The organism is Pelorhabdus sp. sgz311002 (assembly GCF_056134285.1).
The window spans coordinates 102,314-121,933 of record NZ_JBWBCL010000011.1 but is presented as its reverse complement, the minus strand read 5'-3'; the positions used below and the strand labels follow the sequence as shown (position 1 = coordinate 121,933).

The 19,620-nt window shown below is 42.4% G+C and carries 20 protein-coding genes; 4 read left to right on the top strand and 16 right to left on the bottom strand.

Annotation, left to right across the window (positions count from 1 at the left end; all coding sequences use genetic code 11):
- The coding region (locus AC0NJP_RS14975) for a branched-chain amino acid ABC transporter permease (protein WP_474700335.1) at positions 1-578 on the bottom strand (578 nt) is incomplete at its 3' end.
- Positions 579-728: 150 nt separating this feature from the next.
- Complete coding sequence (locus AC0NJP_RS14970) at positions 729-1,853, bottom strand: ABC transporter substrate-binding protein (RefSeq protein ID WP_474041110.1); 1,125 nt, start codon at positions 1,851-1,853, stop codon at positions 729-731.
- A gap of 400 nt (positions 1,854-2,253) precedes the next feature.
- Between AC0NJP_RS14970 and yyaC the strand changes: the two genes are divergently transcribed.
- Positions 2,254-2,868: a spore protease YyaC gene (gene yyaC / locus AC0NJP_RS14965; RefSeq protein WP_474041066.1), complete on the top strand. Its 615-nt coding sequence runs from the start codon at positions 2,254-2,256 to the stop codon at positions 2,866-2,868.
- 78 nt (positions 2,869-2,946) lie between these two features.
- Here yyaC and AC0NJP_RS14960 read toward each other — a convergent pair whose 3' ends face one another.
- From AC0NJP_RS14960 to AC0NJP_RS14915, 10 genes are all read right to left on the bottom strand, one after another.
- Complete coding sequence (locus AC0NJP_RS14960; RefSeq protein WP_474041067.1) at positions 2,947-3,186, bottom strand: YkuS family protein; 240 nt, start codon at positions 3,184-3,186, stop codon at positions 2,947-2,949.
- 42 nt (positions 3,187-3,228) lie between these two features.
- Positions 3,229-3,468, bottom strand: a complete 240-nt coding sequence (locus tag AC0NJP_RS14955; protein ID WP_474041068.1) for a YkuS family protein — start codon at positions 3,466-3,468, stop codon at positions 3,229-3,231.
- Positions 3,469-3,573: 105 nt separating this feature from the next.
- A complete protein-coding gene (locus AC0NJP_RS14950; protein ID WP_474041069.1) occupies positions 3,574-3,951 on the bottom strand; it encodes a bactofilin family protein in 378 nt (125 codons plus the stop codon).
- Between the two features lie 93 nt (positions 3,952-4,044).
- Positions 4,045-4,977, bottom strand: coding sequence for a M23 family metallopeptidase (locus AC0NJP_RS14945; protein WP_474041070.1), 933 nt, complete (start codon positions 4,975-4,977; stop codon positions 4,045-4,047).
- A gap of 75 nt (positions 4,978-5,052) precedes the next feature.
- On the bottom strand, positions 5,053-5,559 hold the full coding sequence (locus AC0NJP_RS14940) for a DUF4446 family protein (protein WP_474700334.1): 507 nt from the start codon (positions 5,557-5,559) through the stop codon (positions 5,053-5,055).
- Between the two features lie 28 nt (positions 5,560-5,587).
- Positions 5,588-6,268, bottom strand: coding sequence for a DUF554 domain-containing protein (locus tag AC0NJP_RS14935; protein ID WP_474041072.1), 681 nt, complete (start codon positions 6,266-6,268; stop codon positions 5,588-5,590).
- Between the two features lie 61 nt (positions 6,269-6,329).
- The gene (gene hydF, locus AC0NJP_RS14930; RefSeq protein WP_474700333.1) at positions 6,330-7,559 is read right to left on the bottom strand and encodes a [FeFe] hydrogenase H-cluster maturation GTPase HydF; all 1,230 of its coding nucleotides are present in this window, start codon (positions 7,557-7,559) and stop codon (positions 6,330-6,332) included.
- A gap of 102 nt (positions 7,560-7,661) precedes the next feature.
- Complete coding sequence (locus AC0NJP_RS14925; protein WP_474700332.1) at positions 7,662-9,065, bottom strand: aspartate ammonia-lyase; 1,404 nt, start codon at positions 9,063-9,065, stop codon at positions 7,662-7,664.
- A 56-nt stretch (positions 9,066-9,121) separates the two neighbouring features.
- Positions 9,122-10,027, bottom strand: coding sequence for a ParB/RepB/Spo0J family partition protein (locus tag AC0NJP_RS14920; RefSeq protein WP_474041075.1), 906 nt, complete (start codon positions 10,025-10,027; stop codon positions 9,122-9,124).
- Positions 10,020-10,781 carry a ParA family protein gene (locus tag AC0NJP_RS14915; RefSeq protein ID WP_474041076.1) on the bottom strand — a complete coding sequence of 254 codons (762 nt, stop codon included), beginning with the start codon at positions 10,779-10,781 and terminating at the stop codon, positions 10,020-10,022. The genes AC0NJP_RS14920 and AC0NJP_RS14915 overlap by 8 nt, the downstream gene beginning before the upstream one ends.
- A gap of 197 nt (positions 10,782-10,978) precedes the next feature.
- On the opposite strand from AC0NJP_RS14915, the gene AC0NJP_RS14910 reads away from it, so the two are divergent.
- The 3 genes from AC0NJP_RS14910 to AC0NJP_RS14900 all read left to right on the top strand — a co-directional run bounded on the left by AC0NJP_RS14910 (position 10,979) and on the right by AC0NJP_RS14900 (position 14,882).
- Positions 10,979-11,668: a methionine synthase gene (locus AC0NJP_RS14910; protein WP_474041077.1), complete on the top strand. Its 690-nt coding sequence runs from the start codon at positions 10,979-10,981 to the stop codon at positions 11,666-11,668.
- Entirely contained in the window at positions 11,669-14,035 is a 2,367-nt protein-coding gene (locus AC0NJP_RS14905) for a homocysteine S-methyltransferase family protein (RefSeq protein WP_474700331.1), read from the top strand.
- Positions 14,036-14,285: 250 nt separating this feature from the next.
- On the top strand, positions 14,286-14,882 hold the full coding sequence (locus AC0NJP_RS14900) for a hypothetical protein (RefSeq protein WP_474700330.1): 597 nt from the start codon (positions 14,286-14,288) through the stop codon (positions 14,880-14,882).
- A gap of 12 nt (positions 14,883-14,894) precedes the next feature.
- Here the strand turns inward: AC0NJP_RS14900 and AC0NJP_RS14895 are convergent, their stop codons facing one another.
- From AC0NJP_RS14895 to mnmG, 4 genes are all read right to left on the bottom strand, one after another.
- A complete protein-coding gene (locus AC0NJP_RS14895) occupies positions 14,895-15,983 on the bottom strand; it encodes an MGDG synthase family glycosyltransferase (RefSeq protein WP_474041080.1) in 1,089 nt (362 codons plus the stop codon).
- Between the two features lie 12 nt (positions 15,984-15,995).
- On the bottom strand, positions 15,996-16,907 hold the full coding sequence (noc, locus tag AC0NJP_RS14890; protein ID WP_474041081.1) for a nucleoid occlusion protein: 912 nt from the start codon (positions 16,905-16,907) through the stop codon (positions 15,996-15,998).
- 112 nt (positions 16,908-17,019) lie between these two features.
- Complete coding sequence (gene rsmG, locus AC0NJP_RS14885; RefSeq protein WP_474700329.1) at positions 17,020-17,736, bottom strand: 16S rRNA (guanine(527)-N(7))-methyltransferase RsmG; 717 nt, start codon at positions 17,734-17,736, stop codon at positions 17,020-17,022.
- Positions 17,736-19,613: a tRNA uridine-5-carboxymethylaminomethyl(34) synthesis enzyme MnmG gene (gene mnmG, locus AC0NJP_RS14880; protein ID WP_474700328.1), complete on the bottom strand. Its 1,878-nt coding sequence runs from the start codon at positions 19,611-19,613 to the stop codon at positions 17,736-17,738. The genes rsmG and mnmG overlap by 1 nt, the downstream gene beginning before the upstream one ends.
- Positions 19,614-19,620: the final 7 nt, after the last annotated feature.

The following is a 19,620-nucleotide window of genomic DNA, read 5'->3' as shown; positions in this document are numbered from 1 at the left end:
ATAACCGTATTGACGTTAATGCCCATAAGCATAGCCGCGTCATTATCAAAGGAAACGGCGCGCATAGCTTTGCCGAGCTTCGTATATTGCACGACGTAGGTCAGGATCACCATGAGAACGACAGAGACAACGAGAATTAGAATCTGCTGGCTATTAATCACGAGAGGTCCTAGGTTATATACATCGGCTGTAAAGATGGCCGGGAATGTTCGAGGCTGAGGCGTTACAAGCAATACACCGCCATATTCTAACAAGAGTGATACGCCAATGGCGGTAATTAAGACGGCAATTTTCGGCGCATGGCGCAGCGGGCGATAAGCCAGCCGCTCAATAACCATACCGGCGATTCCAGTTAAAACCATCGATGCTAGAAGTGCGGGAAGAAAAGACATGTGTAAAAATGTCGTTGAGAAAAATCCTACATAAGCCCCCACCATGTAAATATCGCCATGAGCAAAGTTAATCAGACGAATGATACCATAAACCATGGTGTAACCCAGGGCGATCAGCGCATAAATGCTGCCGAGAGAAATGCCGTTGATTAACTGTTGTAATAGTTGTTGCACGAAAGAATCCACTAGCTTTCTCCTCCCATCTTTTCGTAAAATTAGAATCAATTTGAGAATATCTTGGAATAATAAGGGATAAGGCCGCGGCCTTATCCCTTTGCTGCAGTATTTTTCTAATAAGCCTCTAGGGGCCTTTTCACTGTACTAGCTTTCCAAAGATCAAGGGTTAATTTTTTCTTTAAAGGTTTGTTTACCGTCTTTCATTTCAATAATAACGGCACTCTTAATCGGATTATGGCTGGCATCAAGGGTGATAAGTCCAGTTACCAGTTTCAGATCCTTCGTAGCTGCCAAAGCATCTTTAATCTTAGCAGGTTCAGCGCTGTTAGCCCGTTTAATCGCGTCAACGACGGTCATCGCCGCATCAAAACCAAGCGCTGCTAAAGCGTCAGGATTCTGGTTATATTCTTTTTTATAGTCTTCCACAAATTTCACAACAGCTGGGTCTTTATCTTCCGGAGAATAGTGATTACTGAAGAAGGTATTATTCAAGACATCTTTACCAGCAATCTCTACCAGTTTCGGCGAATCCCAACCATCGCCACCGAGAATTGGTGAAGTAATGCCAAGTTCACGGGCCTGTTTTACGATTTTGCCAACTTCTTCATAGTAGCCAGGAACATAGATAACATCGGCATTGGCTGCTTTAATTTTCGTCAAAGTCGCTTTGAAGTCCTGATCTTTTTGCAGATAAGCTTCTTTGGCAACAATCGATCCGCCATTTTTCACAAAGTTTTCTTCAAAGAATTGAGCCAAACCTTTAGAATAATCGGAGCTGTTATCAATATAAATTACTGCCGTTTTCGCTTTTAAGGTTTTTCCGGCAAAATTAGCCATAACCGTGCCTTGGAAAGGATCGATAAAGCAAGAACGGAAAATATAATCTTTTACTTTTCCACTATCATCAACAGTAACTTTAGGATTCGTCGACGTAGGTGTCAAGAAAGGAATTTTGTTATCAGTAGCAACCTGTACAGCGGCTAAAGTATTCGAGCTGGCTACAGCTCCTAAGATCACAGATACTTTATCCTGAGTAATCAGCTTAGTTACAGCATTAGCTGACTCAGATGGCTCTGATTTATTATCAGCTACCACAAAATTGATTTGTTTTCCTAAAACCCCACCGGAAGCATTGACTTGTTTAAAAGCAAGCTTAGCCCCATTTACGGCTGATTGACCATAGGAAGCAACACCACCTGTTAATTCGAAGTCACCGCCGATTTTAATTTCTTTAGAATCAGCGCCGCTGCCGCCGCCACAGCCAGCTACCACACCAGCCAGCATCGTTAAGCCAATTGCTAAACTCAATAATTTTCTCTTTTTTGTAAACATAGTCCGCCTCCTCGAATTCAGTTCCAAAGTAATCATAAAATAATTTCGCTTTACAATTATGCACATCCATAATTAGTTACGTTCTTTTAAAACGTATTTTTGTGCTTGTTTTTAATTATATGTGCACATTTACATAGTGTCAATATCATATTTACAATTTTGTTTTCCCAATAGAGACATTCGCTTTTATTATAATTAAAATAAATTATCTATGTTTAACTAATTGCATTTTGGCTTAATCCATATTTTAAAATTCTCATTCCCCTAGAATCATAATCTTTACGGCCTTGTATAAAAATGGACTTCTTTTGTTCATACTAGAATAAAATGCAAAAATGCAGGAGTTTTACTTATGTTAAATGACTTCATCAAATCCTTTTGTCCGCAAGGAGAAAACTACCATGTCCATGAGGAAGAAACGCCCTTTAAGATTGCACAGAACTTGTCAGCATTCGCCGCTGCCGCTGCTGCCGCAAACCAACCCTTAGTGCTGGTTTGTATTGGTAGTGATCGTTCTACCGGCGACTGCCTTGGCCCGCTTACCGGAACAAAGCTAACGACTCTTTTACCTCAAATACCTGTATTCGGTACCCTTGATGAGCCGGTTCATGCCACAAACTTAGTAGAAAAACTTGACTATATTCACCAAAGCTTTCCTAACCCTTTCTTGATCGCGATTGACGCCTGCTTAGGGAAACTGGATCATGTAGGCTCCATATCATTAGGGCGAGGCTCTCTGAAGCCAGGAACAGCTCTGCGCAAAGATCTTCCGGCTGTCGGTGATGCGTACATTACTGGCATCGTAAACGTAGGCGGTTTTATGGAGCAACTGGTTCTACAAAGCACCCGCCTCAATCTTGTCGTAAAAATGGCAGAAACGATTTCTTATGGTATTTTCTTAGCCTTATTGCCCAATACCAAAGTAACCATGACTGCAACTCATGTTGAGGCTTTACCTAAGTATTAAAAGCAATTTCCTTGCCGATAAAAAATAGCGCTGACCATAGGAAATCAGCGCTAGCTTATTTTGAGACAACGATAGAATCTATAATTTTTCTAGTTCAGCTAGAATCTCTTCGGTCGTCTTACCTGAAGCGTTAATAATCGGTACATCAACCAATTCTTCCGTAGTATAGAGGTCCGGACTTTCCAACCCGCTTACTACCAAAGCATCAATATCCTGCTCGGGCATCTTTACATCAAAAACAACGACCTCATAACCTTCCGTTTCTAGTACAGGCGATAAACGGTCAAGTTCTTTTTCCAAACCAATAATACCCTGCATAAAATTCACCTCGTCTTAACTAATTTTTATAAAAAATGGTAGTTACTGAAAGGGCGCTTGCAAGTTTTCAACAACCTGCTCTTTCGTTAAAGCGGTGGCATTAATAAACAAGGGGCTATCGCCATCGCAACGACAACAAAACTGCTCTTTCACTACGGGTCCAGCATAAACAATAGCCTGCACAGGTCTGATTGTTTCGGCCATATCAACAACTTCGTAGCCTTGACTATGCAAATGTTCTTTCACTTCCCGTAGCCCCGTTTCTACTGACACGCGAAACATAAAAAAACACCTCCTGTTCAAGACTCTAAGGTTAGTGTCTTTCAGGAGGTGCAAAATCATGCCTGCCATTGTTTTCAGAACAAAAGCCGCTATGCTATTAAGATTTTATTCTAGTACTGGTTCAGAACTGTAATTATTACTCATAGCGCAAGCGCCTTTAAATACGGCTCCTTCGCCAATGCTCAGTACATTCGCCGCAATATCACCGTAAAGCTTTCCTGTCGGTAAAAGCTCCAGCTTTTCCTGAACAGTAGCATTGCCTTGCAGAGTTCCAGCAATTGTCAAACTTTTTGCCTGAATCTGAGCTGTTACCACACCGGATTCGCCAATAATCAGATCACCACTTGATAGGACTTCGCCTTCAAAGCGTCCATCAATTCGAATCGTCCCGGTCGCTTCCACTTTCCCCTTAAAAAGAGTTCCTTGACCGATAATTGTTTCAATATGTTCCGTATGGACTGACTTTGTTTTTCCACCAAACATTCTCATCTCTCCTATTATCAGTTAGAAGCTGCTCTGGATTCAGCTAAAAATCAAACAAGCAGGCTATACTATATCAACTGCTATCGTTTTTTCTTATAAGAAGGAAGTAGGGTCAACGGCTGTTCCATTTACGCGAATCTCATAATGTACATGAGGTCCTGTACTTAAACCAGTGCTGCCCATTTCAGAAATAACATCACCTTTTTTGATAGTCTGTCCCACTTTTACGAGCAAAGCCTGATTGTGACCATAAAAGCTTACAATCCCGTTGCCATGATCAATCTGAACAAGCTTACCGTAGCCGCTATACCAATCCGCATATATTACAACGCCGTCGGCCACAGCATGAACGGGTGTTCCATAATTGTTGGCAATGTCAATTCCTGGATGAAAATCAGCACCGCCGCCAAACGGAGAAGATCGATAGCCAAACCGCGATGTAACATCGCCTTCAGCAGGCCAAATCGAAGGTGTCTTAGCTAATTTGGCATTTTTATCGGCAATTCTCTGTTTAATTTCGAGTAGGCTCTGTTCACGAGCGTTAATGGCTTGATCCAAGGAATTCAAATTGCTGGCAATATCAGTAATCTGGGGAATAGGACCTGGACCACCCTGACCATTAAAAGCACCTTTAGGGCGAGGAGCTTCCATCGATCTAGAAGTCTGAGCTGCTTCTTCTGAGTTAAGCATCCGCCGAATATCGGCGTCAAGAGCATTCAATCGATTCATATTTTCCTGCAATTTAGCCGCTTGCTGTGCTAAATTAATAATCTCTTGCTCTTGTTCGTGATTGACCTGCTGCAAACGAACATATTCGCTTTTGTCAAAAACAGCTCGTGCAGATTTGTACTGCAGATGAAATAGGGTTCCAAAAAACAGGAGTGTAACCACAAGTACGGAACTTACTGCATATTTAAAGTAGCGTATGGGAATGCGTATACTGCGAACGTCTTTGCCGTGATGAGGCACCAGCATTAGCGTATATTCCCGCTTATCTGGTTTTGCCTTTTGTTTCATTTCATTCATTTCTTTCACCGCCTAAAAAATGCGTTGTTCTAACCTTGATTACTTCTCCATGTTTTAAAAAAATCCTGCCAAAATTTAATTTTTTTGTGCCCGTTGTAAAGCTTCCTTTTCTTCATCTGATAAAAAGTAAGTAGACAGTCCAGCTTCAATCGGCTTAGCATAAACTCGTGCTTCATTACGGCCAAAAATATTGGAAAGAACAAAGCCATTGTTTTTCTCATCAAGAATAGCAATCGCAAAACTCAAGTCACTGCCTGTATCCTCAAAGGCATTGAACCGAACCATCCCAACTTTCTTCAAATTCGTCCGACTGTCTTCGCGAATGCTTTTGCACTCCTGTTCCACGGCGGCAATCGTTTTCATGCCTGTTCTTAATTCTTCAATATGCTGCATTAAAAGTTGTTCAATATTAGCCCCTTCGGCACCGCTCATCAGTTTGCGATACCGCTTATTTAAGCGTGATAATTTAATATTAATGCTAATGAAAATTAATAGGGCTAAAAATAAACAAACCGTTAAGCCAAGAATCATGGTTCCCAAATTTGCCATAATCAAATCTGTAATGTACTGCATAAACTCCATTTTCGTGCACACCTTTCTTTTCCTTAAATCAAAAGGGCCATAGCAGCGTAAGTACTAAAGCCGCAGGAATTGCCGGCAGCCAGTTTGCTACAGGAATTTCCTTTATTTCCAACATAATTAATCCAATTGCCATAATGAGAATTCCACCAACTGCAGTCATTTCATGAATCACAGCCTCAGACAGAAAAGGGCTTAAAAAACCGGCAATTGCTGTAATCGTACCTTGATATAGCAGAATCGTCAAGCTGGAAAGTCCAACACCGATCCCTAACGTAGCGGAAAAAATGACCGACGCAATTCCATCAAGCATACTTTTAGCATAAAGTGTGGTCGGATCGCCTGTCAGACCTTCCTGCAGTGAGCCCACAACGGCCATAGCTCCTACGCAAAATACGAGGCTTGCTGTAACAAAGGCCTGGCCGATTTTAGCGTCCTTGCCGCCGCATTTCTGATTGATCCATTGCCCTAAAGCTTCTAGATGAGCGGAAATTGCCAAAAACTCACCAATGATTGCTCCGATGATTAAACTAAGAATCACAATTAAAATATTCTCAGTTTTTACGGCCATCATCATGCCAATAAGCAAAACACAGAGCGCTAAAGCCTGCATAATACTTTGACGATATTTTTCTGGGAATCCCCGTTTTAATCCAGCCCCCAAACAAGTGCCGCCAAGTACTGCAACGGCATTTACAATCGTTCCTTTCAATACTTCATCTCCCTATATTCCTCTGCTCTTCTCTATTGTACGCATAAGAATTGTTCTAATGCTATTCTTCATCCTCATAAATCATTTTTGCTAAGGGAAACGGCCGAAGCGCTCGACTTAAAATGCCATGAAGATGAGCAATCAGTACACCATAATTTACAATTGGAACATTTTGTTCCCGCGCCATCGCTAAGCGATGCAGCATCTCACGACGATTTAGCATACAAGAACCGCAATGAATAATGAGGCGATAGGGTGATAGTTCATCGGGAAATTGGCTCCCAGCTACCCAATCAAATTCCAGTTCACCACCAACATGCTGCCGCAGCCAACGAGGAATTTTAACTTGTCCAATATCATCAGCCTGACGATGATGGGTACAACCTTCAGCAATAAGAATCTTATCACCAGGCTGCAATTGATCAACTGCTCTCGCTCCGGCTACTAGAGTATTTAAATCGCCCTTATGGCGTGCAAAAAGAATGGAAAACGAAGTTAACAAAACTTCAGGCGGCGTATCGGCCGCTACTTTTAAGAATTCCTGCGAATCCGTAACGACGAGTTTAGGTGGTTCCTTTAGATTCTCTAAGGCCCGCTTTAACTCCCGTTCCTTTACAACAAGACAAAAAGCATCATGATCAAGCAAATCACGGATCGTCTGTACTTGCGGTAAAATCAGTCTGCCTTTTGGCGCCGCCAAGTCAATTGGCACAACAAGCACGACCGTATCGCCGCCCTGTACTAGATCCCCAATGACCGGAGTCCCTTCCCAGTCATCAGGCGCTTTCGCAATAAGCGTCTTTTTCAATTTCTCAATACCAAGTTTTTGAATTGCACTGACTGGAATTGGCAAAGCCTTCAGTTTCTCTTCCCAGTCTTTAGCCTGAGCTTCACTGAATGGTTTGAGATCTGTCTTATTCGCCACAACAAGTAGTGGGATTTTCTTTTCTATTACCTTGTCCGCCAATTCTATTTCGTAATTACTAATTTCTGCTTGGCTATCAATGACGAGTAACGCCACGTCAGCCTTATTTAAAACCTGCAGACTGCGCGCTACTCTTTTTTCTCCCAACTCACCTACATCATCAATTCCAGCAGTATCAATAATCATAACAGGACCAATCGGCAGAATTTCCATTGCCTTATAGACAGGATCTGTCGTTGTCCCTGGTACATCTGATACAAGCGCAATATCTTGATTTGTCAAAGCATTAATTAAGCTCGATTTGCCAGCATTACGACGACCAAATAGAGCTATATGGAGGCGCGATCCTTTTGGTGTTTCATTCATGGTATTCACCTTCTTGCTATAAAATTATCATTTTGCGAATAACTTTCCTGTAGTGACAATAAATCGGAGTGTTGCTTAGAAATATTTTTTTAGAAGTGTTTCTTAGGATCGTTTTGACGATTTTACTTGGAGCGGTCGTGTCATTCGTTCTGGTTTTAACATTTCATTCAGATCCGCTTCATTCACCAATAAACTGGCAGCGGCAACCTCACGAATTGACTTGTTTTCGGCTTTCGCCTGATGGGCAATTTTGCTTGCTGCATCATAGCCAATATGAGGTACAAGAGCCGTCGCCAGCGATAAACTTTCTTCCACCCATTGATGACAACGAGCTGCATCTGCTTCAATGTGCCGAATACATTTTTCGCCTAGCATTTTCACTGTATTCGTCAAGATCTGTCCATTACTAAGAAGATTCTGTGCTAATAGCGGTAGGAAAGCGTTTAATTCTAATTGACCACCTTGAGCTGCCAAAGTAACGGCCAGATCGCCAGCCATCACTTGATACGCCACTTGATTTACGGCTTCTGGAATAATTGGATTGACCTTGCCTGGCATAATGGAAGATCCGGCCTGAAGTTCTGGTAGACGAATTTCGGCAAAACCGCTGCGAGGTCCTGACGACAATAAACGAAGATCATTAGCGATCTTCGTTAGATTCACAGCAAGAGCTTTTAAAAGACCTGATACTTCAACGAAAATATCAGCATTTTGTGTAGCATCAATCATATCTTCCGCTCGCGATAAACCAAGTTTCGTACTATGCTGCAATTTTTCAATCACTAAATATATATATTTACGATTGGCATTTAAGCCTGTTCCAATCGCGGTTCCACCCAAATTTACTTGTCGTAAACGCTCTTCTACTTTATAAAGACGCCAACGGTCCCGCGCAATCGCCTGGGCAAAGGCGCCAAATTCTTGCCCCAACATCATCGGTACAGCATCTTGCATTTCCGTTCGTCCCACTTTTAATATCTGAGCAAATTCATTTTCCTTTTCCTGTAAAAAGGCTTGTAATTCAGCACAAGCCTCACTTAGATCTTTAATAAGCCAGATGACCGCTATTTTTAGTGCTGTTGGATAGACATCATTCGTAGATTGATGCAAATTCACATGATTAATCGGATGAATTTCCTGATAGTCGCCCTTAGCAAAGCCGAGTATTTCGAGAGCACGATTGGCTAAAACTTCGTTCATATTCATATTGGTCGAAGTCCCCGCACCGCCTTGGAGTGAATCAAGGGGAAACTGTTCGAGCCAACTTCCCTCTAAAATTTCTTGCGCAGCTTGAGCAATAGCTTTTGCCTTGTTAGTGTCTAGTAATCCAAGCTCACCATTTGCTTCAGCACAGCTTTTTTTCACTAATGCTAGCGCTTTTAATAGAATGGGTTCTGTTCTCTGAGTGGAAATTTGAAAGTTCTCTCTAGCTCTAGCAGTATGGATTCCATAATAACAATCGTCAGCAAGCATTTTTTCGCCAAGCAAGTCTACTTCGCACCGCATATTTCGTCACTCCCTTGCAATTGTTTCACGTGAAACACAGAAATATCCCTAATTTGTCAAACGACGAAAGGAGTTCCGTTTTTCTTTTCATTCGACTTAGGTCCTTGTTGAAACAATTCCAGGAGACGTTCTAAATCTTCATTTGAGTAATATTCAATTTCAATTTTGCTTTTCATTTTACCCGGCTTAATTCTAACCTGCGTACCTAAAAGCAATTTCAAGCGATCTTCCGTTTCCATTAAATAATATTCTTTTGTTTCAGCTTCACGTTGCTTTTGTTCTAGTTCTTCCGGTAAATTGTGATTTGCTGCTAATTTCTTGACAAGATCTTCTGCATCCCGCGCCGACAAATCATTTTCAATAATCAATTCTGCCCCTTTTATTTGTAGCTCCGTGTCCTCTAAAGCCAAAAGGGGTCGAACTTGCCCGATTGTTAATGTTTCACGTGAAACATAATCTTGCACGATTTCCGGTAAATTGAGTAAGCGAACCATATTCGCAATTAAAGAACGGCTACGACCAATTTTTTGTGAAACTTCCTCTTGAGTCAAACCGAATTCAGCCATCAATTTTTTATAAGCATAAGCTTCTTCAATAGGGTTTAAGTTTTCCCGCTGTAAATTTTCGATAAGTGCAATTTCGGTCATTTCACCATCGCTATAATCTTTGAGAATTCCGGGGATATCATTCAATCCAGCCAATTGAGCTGCTCGCCAGCGTCGTTCACCCGCAACAAGTTCATAGCCTTGCATCGTTTTTCGTACTACAATAGGCTGAAGTACGCCATATTGTTTAATGGACTGCGATAATTCAGCTAAAGCTTCTTCATCAAAAATCCGTCGAGGTTGAAAGGGATTTGGTTGAATTTCTTTGACGGAAATTTGTAATATTTCATGACTATGTTCCGTTTCTGATCCGGCAAACAAAGCATCAAGACCTCGTCCTAAACCACGTTTACTCATCACCAATCACCTCATTCGCTAAGTCACTATATACTTCGGCGCCTTTGGATTTTGGATCGTATAAAATAACAGGCTTACCATGGCTAGGCGCTTCACTAAGACGTACATTCCGCGGAATAATTGTTTGGTAAACTTTATGGCGAAAATGTTTTTTTACTTCCTCAACGACTTGAATCGATAAATTTGTCCGCCCATCAAACATAGTCAAGACAACACCCTCTAAGGTTAATGCCGGATTCAAATTCTTTTGGACAAGCGACACTGTATTCATAAGCTGCGTTAGACCTTCTAACGCATAAAACTCACATTGAATAGGAACTAATACAGAATTTGCTGCTGTCAAAGAATTAATCGTTAATAAACCTAATGATGGCGGGCAATCAATTAAAACAAAATCAAAATCATGCTTTACCTGATCAAGAATTCGCTTTAATTTTGTTTCCCGAGACATAACGGCAACAAGTTCAATTTCCGCCCCAGCTAATTGTATATTGGCTGGGATCAATTTTAAATTTTCCATCTCTGTCGCCACAATAATCTCTTCTGCTGGCATATCATTGACCAAAGCATCATAAACGGAACGAGTCATTGTCATTTTATTATGCCCTAAGCCACTTGTTGAATTTCCTTGCGGGTCCAAGTCAACAAGTAATACTTTCTTCCCTAGCATAGCGAGACAAGCGCTTAAATTTACTGATGTAGTCGTCTTACCAACGCCGCCCTTTTGATTGGCTATTGCAATTACTTTACCCACTATTTTCACCTCAACTTCACACAATAAGCTACAAATTCCACGAAAGAAGAGTCTTTTCCTGCTCTAAAAGGGCTGGCAGAAGCTTGCTTCTATAAATAAAAAAATAATCTCACCTTAATATAAGGCAAGTCAAGAAAAGCCAACTTGACATGATTACAATTCTATGATAGATTTTAGCAAAAACTGGTTGTGATATTATGCCTTTCTATCATGGGCAACTCTTATCCGTCTCTTTTGCTGAAACCAAACGTTATGCGGGATTACGTCAAAAAGAGTCCTTCCCTGATCATCTGATTGAAGAAGCTTGCATGGAAGCACAGATCTTATCAGTACCCAAAGGCATTTATGAAGTATTTGATTATGAGTCCCATTCAGACTACGGCCTTATTACGGCGCCAAGCCCACTATCCCTCACAGGGAAAAGCATCACGAATCATTTAGCGCAAAGTACGAAAGTAGCACTTCTTGCAGTAACCATTGGCGAAGCCATTGAAGAAGAAGTGCGCTCTCTCTTTGCTAAAGGCCGCTATACAGCCGGACTGCTCCTTGATGCCGCAGCAACAACAGCTGTTGAGAGTATTGCTGATCAAATTAATGAAGAAATAAAGCGCGTCGCTTCCCGTTCAGGGTTTCAGACAACCTGGCGATTCAGTCCTGGTTATGGCGATTGGCCTGTAACTATACAACAAAAACTCCTTGATACTCTAGATACAAAAAAAATTAATTTACAAGCAACAGAATCTTCCATGCTCATGCCTCGCAAGTCTGTTACAGCAGCAATCGGTTTTTTTCCCCATACAGATTGTTCTACTATTAAAGCTAAAACAGAACGAGGTTGCCCGCACTGTTCTAATACAAGTTGTATTGCTCGAAAGGAGACAAATTGAATGTTCTATATATTTGATGGTGCTATGGGCACTATGCTGCAAGAAAAAGGAATGCCTTCTGGCTATTGTCCCGAGGCCTATAACTTAGAAAATCCTGAAGCAATTCAATCGATTCATGAAATATATATTGCTTCAGGCGCACAAATTATTGAAAGTAATACCTTTGGCGCCAATCGAATTAAATTGTCCCATTATGGTCTTGCCGAAAAAGTAAGCGAAATTAATGCGGCTGCTGTAAAAATTGCAAGACAAGCCGCTGGAACAAAAGTCAAAGTAGCCGGCTCTGTGGGGCCAACAGGAAAATTAATTGCACCACTTGGTGATCTTGATTTTGAAACAGCTTATGAAGTCTTTGCTGAACAGATCAAAGCACTAGATCGTAGCGGTGTTGACCTTATCCTAATTGAAACAATTATTGATATTCAGGAAATGCGCGCTGCCCTGCTTGCAGCCAAAGCTGTATCGACGAAGCCTGTTATCTGTCAGCTCACCTTTGGTCCGGATGGACGTACCGTAACTGGAACGGACCCACAGTCTGCTGCAATTCTCCTAGAAGCTATGGGAGCTTCAGTTATTGGAGCTAATTGCTCCTTGGGACCACAGCAGCTTATCCCAATTATTCGTCAACTCAGTGAAGCAACAAGCCTCCCCATCAGTGCACAACCAAATGCTGGAATGCCGGAATTAAAAGACGGTCAAACCGTCTTCCCCCTCGATCCAGAAAGTATGGCCGCCTATATCCCTGAATTGATCGCTGCAGGCGCCACCTATATTGGCGGTTGCTGTGGTACAACACCGGAGCATATTCGCGCCATAAGTAAAGTAGTACAAAAATCGCTTCCGGCAACACGTAAAAAAATCGCGCCACAACTTCGCCTGACAAGTCGCAGCCAAACAGTTATTGCTGCCCACGGCCTAGCACCCATTCTGATTGGCGAACGAATTAATCCCACAGGCCGCAAACTTTTACAGCAAGACATTCGTGATGGCGCTTTTCTGCTGGTAAAAAAGGAAGCCCTGCTCCAGGTGAAAGCAGGCGCTCATGTACTTGATGTCAATATGGGCGTTCCCGGTATTGACCAGCCAGCGGCCATGAAAAAAGTCATTGAAATGCTGTCTCAACTCGTAGCAGTGCCACTGGCTATTGATACGACAGACCCTAAAGCACTGGAAGCAGGGCTTAGAATTTATCCTGGCCGCGCTCTAATCAACTCAGTTAGTGATGAGCCAGAAAGAATTGCCGAGTTTTTACCACTGGCAAAAAAATATGGAGCTGCTGTACTGTGTCTGCCCCTTTCCAACGAAGGCGTACCTGCTACAGCTAAGGAACGCCTCGCTGTAGTAGATCGTATTATCGCCGCAGCCAAAAAACATGGTCTAAAAGAAGAAGATCTATTACTTGACGCTTTAATTATGACTGCCGCAGCAGCCCCTACGGCCGGAGCTGAAGCTTTAAAAACAATTGAACTGTATCAACAAAACTACACCTCTTCCATTACAGGCGGACTAAGCAATATTTCATATGGGCTGCCTGAACGCGACGTAATTAACAGCACCTTCTGCGCTATGGCCTTTGCAAAAGGGCTGAATGCACCGATTATTAATCCCTACAATGAGCGTATGGCCGAAACGGCGGCAGCTGCTGCTGTCTTATTAGGACATGATGCCGGTGGCAGAGAGTTCAGTCGAAAGCATAGTAAACCGAAAGAAGAACAGGTAACTACCCCTACCGCTGAACAACCCATCTTGGAGCAAATTAAAGCCTCTGTAGTCAACGGCGAAACTGACAGTGTCATTCCCCTTGTTATAACAGCACTGAAAGCAGGACATACGCCACTTGAAATTACCGATTTCAGCTTAACTGCTGCAATGAATGATGTTGGCGAAGCCTTCGGCTCTGGCCGTGCTTTCCTGCCACAAGTTCTCTTGTCGGCTGAAACAATGCGTCATGCCTTTACAACGATTAAATCTGAGCTTCCTGCTTTAAGTCTATCCAGCCAAGGTAAAGTACTATTAGCAACAGTAAAAGGTGATATACATGATCTTGGAAAAAACATTGTTGCCGCCCTACTGGAAAATAATGGTTTTGAAGTAATTGATCTTGGTAAAGATGTTCCCCCAGAAGAAATTGTGGCAAAAGCACAACAAGAAGCGGTCGATATTGTCGGCTTGTGCGCCTTAATGACAACGACATTACCGCAAATCGATGTAACAATTGCTCAGCTAAAAGCAGCAGGAATGCCGTCAAAAGTCATTGTCGGCGGAGCTGTCCTGACAGCTGACTATGCAGCATCAGCAGGCTCCGATGCCTATGCAAAAGACGGTGTAGCAGCCGTAAATCAAGCTAAAGAATACTGTAAAAAATAAACAGAGCTCTCTGGCAGCCTTAACTAAATAAATGATTCCAAATTTAATAGACATAAAAATACCTTCAGTCGTGGATCTACCATTTACGACTGAAGGTATTTTATTATTAGGATTGGTTTCTAGTGATTAAGTTCACAAAGAGTACTGGAGATCTTATTATATAGATAAATATTTATTTGTCATATTTCTGTCACATTTGAAATTTATACTATAGGTGGATAATATTGAGCTAAAATAAGGGGGTGATTTAATGACAGTTACAAGTATTTCAACGCCATCATTAATTGCCGGTTTAATGAGTAGTTCATCTAGTTCTCCGACAAATTCTATTTCAAATCAACTAGGGAATGATATTACTGAACTTACTACAACATCTCCAGACTTTATGTTAATGCAAGACTTATATTCCCAACCAGATGATTCTTTCTTGTACAATTATACAAATAGTTTAAACTTTGTTAGTAGCCCTACATATCAAAGTTTGCTATCTGCAACCTTAACAACAGCCAGTTCAACACTAACTGATCAAGTATCACCAATCGACTTTAATCCTGTAGATCCTTTTGCTAATGATACGACAATCCCCTCAATTAACAACGCTGCATCACCTACTAGTACACCAGAGGCCACTGCTTCCTCTAAAGATAATAACGCTCCTAGCTCTTCAAATACTAATTCGGTCAATAATACTCAAGCGCCACTTGCTTATGACAATAATTTTGGTTATATGGACCCCAGCAAACTGATTGCGGCTTTAGGCGGAACACTAGCAACCTCTACATCTATGATAAGCAATACCTATAACACTACTCCTACAAATCTCGCTTCACTTGACATAAGAGTATAATAATAAAAGCCCTCATTCGAGGGCTTTTATTATTATATCCGCTGCATCACGAGCGGCATTTGGCTTAGCCAATACAGAGCACTGCCTTTTCATTACTGTCTGAAGGCTTGGCTGGGTCAAAATTAACTGGGCCAGTCTTGCTACATCAGGCATATCAATAGCGGTAAGCGCTACCCCAGATTCCTCAAGATAAGAGGCATTATCTTCTTCTTGGCCCCCCATGGCATCAACAAGTAACATGGGTATGCCAAGACACAAGGCTTCACAAGCGGTTAACGCGCCAGGCTTAGTAACAAGTAAAGCCGCCTTAGCCATAAGCTGATCTACATCAGGCGTAAAGCCGAGAACTGTGACAGGTTCCTTCGCGTAAGTCTTAGAAATCTCTTCTTTTAACTCTTGATTGTGACCGCACACGACAGTAATATGATCAATACTAGTAACCTTAGTAAGGGCTGATACAATATCACTGGTCGGGCCAAAACCTAGGCCGCCGCCCATTACTAACACCTCTCCCGCTAAAGGCTCAGCGGCACGTACAGCGAAACGCTCTTGTACGGGAATACCTGTTACATGAAATTTATCAGCAGAAAAACCTCTTGCCGCCATTTGCACAGCCAAAGGCACCGAAGCAACGCAATAATGATCAACTTCGTTATACTGCCATAAACGATGAACCGCAAAATCAGTTACAATCCCCACAATAGGCAGGGTCAGCTTCTGCAGACGCTTCAGTCCCGCTGCTGCTGCACAGGGAAAGGGATGGGTAAAAACGATCCCTTGCGGCTCAAACCGTTCAACTAAGTCAAGAATATGCTGCTCCATCGTATGGTAAAGCAGACTTTTGATCGGGATCGCCGCATAATGCGACACATCGGTATAGCGATAAAAATAATCATATACTTCTGGAAAAATTTGTATAGCTTTATAATAAGCTCCCTTAATGAGTTTCCCGAGATAAGGATTGCCTTCGCCTAAAAAATCCACAACAGTAACCTCGGCCTGATAGAGCGATTCTAATGATTGTTTTACAGCTGCTGCAGCCTGATTATGCCCATTTCCAACAGATGCTGATAGTATCAATATATTGGGCTGATTACTCATTCTTATCCTCCGCTAGGATTTTTTCTTAGTCCGGCTTGTCTTTTGCTGAATCCGCTTTGGAATTTTGAGTTCGATCGTAATATATTCGTCCGACTGCGCTTGGTTCATTTTTACTTTTAAACCGGTCTTTTTCATTTCACCGACTACTTTATTAATACTATTTAAAAAAATTCGTACGTCACGAATCACTTTTACAACATTTTGCCGCGGTTTTTCTGCGACTTCTATTTCCCGGGAAAAGTTTTCGATATAGTCTTCCGTTTCTCGCACATTCATTTTATGCTCAATAACTGCGGCAAGAACATTTTCCTGCTGCTCTGGTTCACTCACTTTTAATAAAGCCCGGGCGTGACGTTCAGTAAGATTTTCATCTTGTAGTTTTTTTCGTACAGGCTCGCTCAATTTGAGCAAACGAAGTTTATTGGCAATTGTTGATTGATTTTTGCCAACTCGCTGCGCCAAGTTTTCTTGAGTTAAGCCGAAATTTTGAATCAAGTGATAAAAGCCTTCCGCTTCTTCTAAAAAATGCAGGTCTTCGCGCTGTAAGTTTTCGATCATGGCGAGTTCTGCCATTTCTTTATCAGTGAGTTCCTTTACAATAACAGGAACAGTAGCTTGCTCTGCTAATTTAGAAGCTCTTAACCGCCGCTCGCCAGCAATCAATTCATAATGATCTGCTGTTTTGCGGACTAAGAGCGGTTGGATTACGCCAAACTCACGAATCGAAGCCGACAATTCCGCAAGCGCCTCATCGGAAAAAGTCTTGCGCGGTTGAAACGGATTAGGTACAATTTCGCTCACTGCTAAAAAGATAACTTCGGCAGCCGCTTTTTCCCGCGGCGCACTTTCTATTTCTGGTATTTCTGGTATTTCTGCCATAACGACAGGTTCAGCAGGAGCAGTTTTTTCAGTACTTAACCCCAAAAATTTTGCAAAACTTTTGATGGAAATCACATCCTTACAAATCAGAAAACAGCCGTTTTCTTAAAATAACTCCATGCTCACTATTCGGCAATTTGAAAGAAATTTCCTTTGTTTACAGGGGCTTTTTTTCAATGGAAACAGGACGGCGCGGATAGGCCTGCGGCGTTTTCACCGTTTTTTTCACAATGACCACAAAGCGTTCATCAGTAAGTTCCGGCAAAAAAACTTGCTTTACTGCTTCTATTTTTCCGCCCAAAAGAGTTAACGCACGTGACGCTTCTTTAGCTTCAGCCTTCGCATCACGCCCCTTAAGGGCCAGAAAAAAACCGCCTGGCGCTGCAAAAGGAAGACAATATTCCGTAAGAACATTTAAGCGAGCCACAGCGCGGGAAACAACAACGGCAAAACGATCACGCAACTTTTTATCACGGCCAGCATCTTCTGCTCGTCCATGAATAAATTCAATGGGACCAAGATCAAGCTCTGTTTGCAGCGTTTTTAAGAAGGTAAGCCGTTTGTTTAGTGAATCAAGTAAGGTTAACTGTAAATCGGGACGGTATATCTTTAAAACCATACCGGGAAATCCCGCTCCAGTACCAACATCAATCACCGAAGCGCCCTGAGGAAATAAAGCATCATCATAGCAAGACAAAGAATCGATCATATGTTTCACTGCCACTTCCTGCGGTTCCGTAATCGCAGTAAGATTCATCTTCTGATTCCATTCTACTAATAGTTCATAGTAGCGAACAAGCTGATTCAACTGTTTCTCAGAAAAGGAAAGACCTGCTTTCTCGCCTGCTTCAAGCAGAAAATCACGAAACTCCATTATATACCGTCCTTTCGGCGCTGCTGTTCTAAATAGATCAGCAAAATCGAAATATCAGCCGGAGAAACGCCAGAAATCCGCGAAGCTTGCCCCAGCGATACAGGCTGAATTTCTCCTAGTTTCTGCCTAGCTTCAAGCGACAAGCCTTGAATACTTTCATAGTCAATCCCACTCGGAAGTTTTTTAGCCTCCAGTTTAGCTGACCGCGCCACTTGTTCAAACTGTTTTTCAATATAACCTTCATATTTTGAAGCAATTTCGATTTGTTCGGCCACTTCCGCCGCCACTTCCGGCAGCGAAAAAGCTTGCTGTAACAAAGCAAAATTCATTTCTGAGCGTTTTAAAAGATCATAGAGCGAAATTGGATTCTTTAATTCAGTCGTACTGATCGAACGAATTTTTGTCTGATTTTCCGCTGTAGGCGTCAAAATCGTTTCTTTCATCGCTTCCGTCAATTGATCAATGCCTTGTTTTTTCGTTTGGAACATAGCATAACGTTCTGCTGATACAAGACCAATCGAACGTCCTTTTTCGGTAAGGCGCAGGTCCGCATTATCCTGGCGCAAGATTAGACGATATTCCGCCCGAGAGGTCATCATCCGATAAGGTTCTTGGGTTCCCTTCGTAACAAGATCATCAATTAAAACGCCAATATAGGCGTCAGAACGGCTCAAAACGAAGGGGTCCTTACCTTGCACCTTAAGCGCGGCATTAATCCCCGCAATGAGCCCCTGAGCGGCTGCTTCCTCATAGCCTGATGTACCATTAGCCTGACCAGCCGAGAACAAATTAGCGACTTTTTTCACTTCTAACGAAAAAGTTAATTGCGTCGGATTGAGACAGTCATATTCGATGGCATAGCCAGGACGCATAATTTCGGCCTTTTCTAACCCAGGAATGGTCCGCAAAAATTCGGTCTGTACATCAATAGGCAGACTTGTCGACATGCCCTGTACATACATTTCATTCGTATGTAGTCCTTCCGGTTCAACAAAGACTTGATGATTCTTCTTTTCGGCAAAACGTTCAATCTTTGTCTCAATGGACGGACAATAGCGCGGTCCAGTTCCTTCAATCAGCCCGGTATACATGGGGGCCCGATGGAGGTTAGATCGAATAATTTCATGGGTTTTTTCATTCGTATAAGTAAGCCAGCAAGCTTTTTGCTGTAGCTTGCTAGGCTGATTGTAAAAAGAAAAAGTATGGGACTCTTCGTCGCCCGGCTGAATCGCCATTTTCGTAAAATCAACAGTTCTGCGATCCACCCGCGCCGGCGTCCCTGTTTTAAAGCGCATCAATTCAATTCCCAAATCTTTAAGCGACTGGGAAAGATTTATTGCCGCTCTTTGGCCATTTGGACCGCCATCATAAACAAGCTCGCCTAAAATAATACGGCCTTGCAAATAAGTGCCTGTAGCCAAAACCACGGCCTTGGCCTCATAACGATCGCCATTTTCCGCAACGACTGCTGTAACCTTCCCGTCCTCAGTTTCAATGGACTCAATAAGCAATTGACTTACCGTAAGATTCAGCTCATTTTCCACTGTCTCAGCCATTAATAATTGATAAAGCTTTTTGTCGGCTTGCGCCCTGAGAGCATGAACAGCCGGGCCCTTACCGGTATTGAGCATACGCATCTGAATGGATGTTTTATCAGTATTAATGCCCATTTGGCCGCCTAATGCATCGATTTCCCGCACCAAATGACCTTTCGCCGGGCCACCCACAGCGGGATTACAAGGCATTAAGGCTATATTATCAAGATTGAGCGTAGCAAGCAGCGTTTTACAGCCTAATCGCGCACTGGCAAGAGCCGCTTCACAGCCGGCATGGCCCGCCCCAATTACAATTACATCATAGGAACCTGCCTGAAACAAACCAATC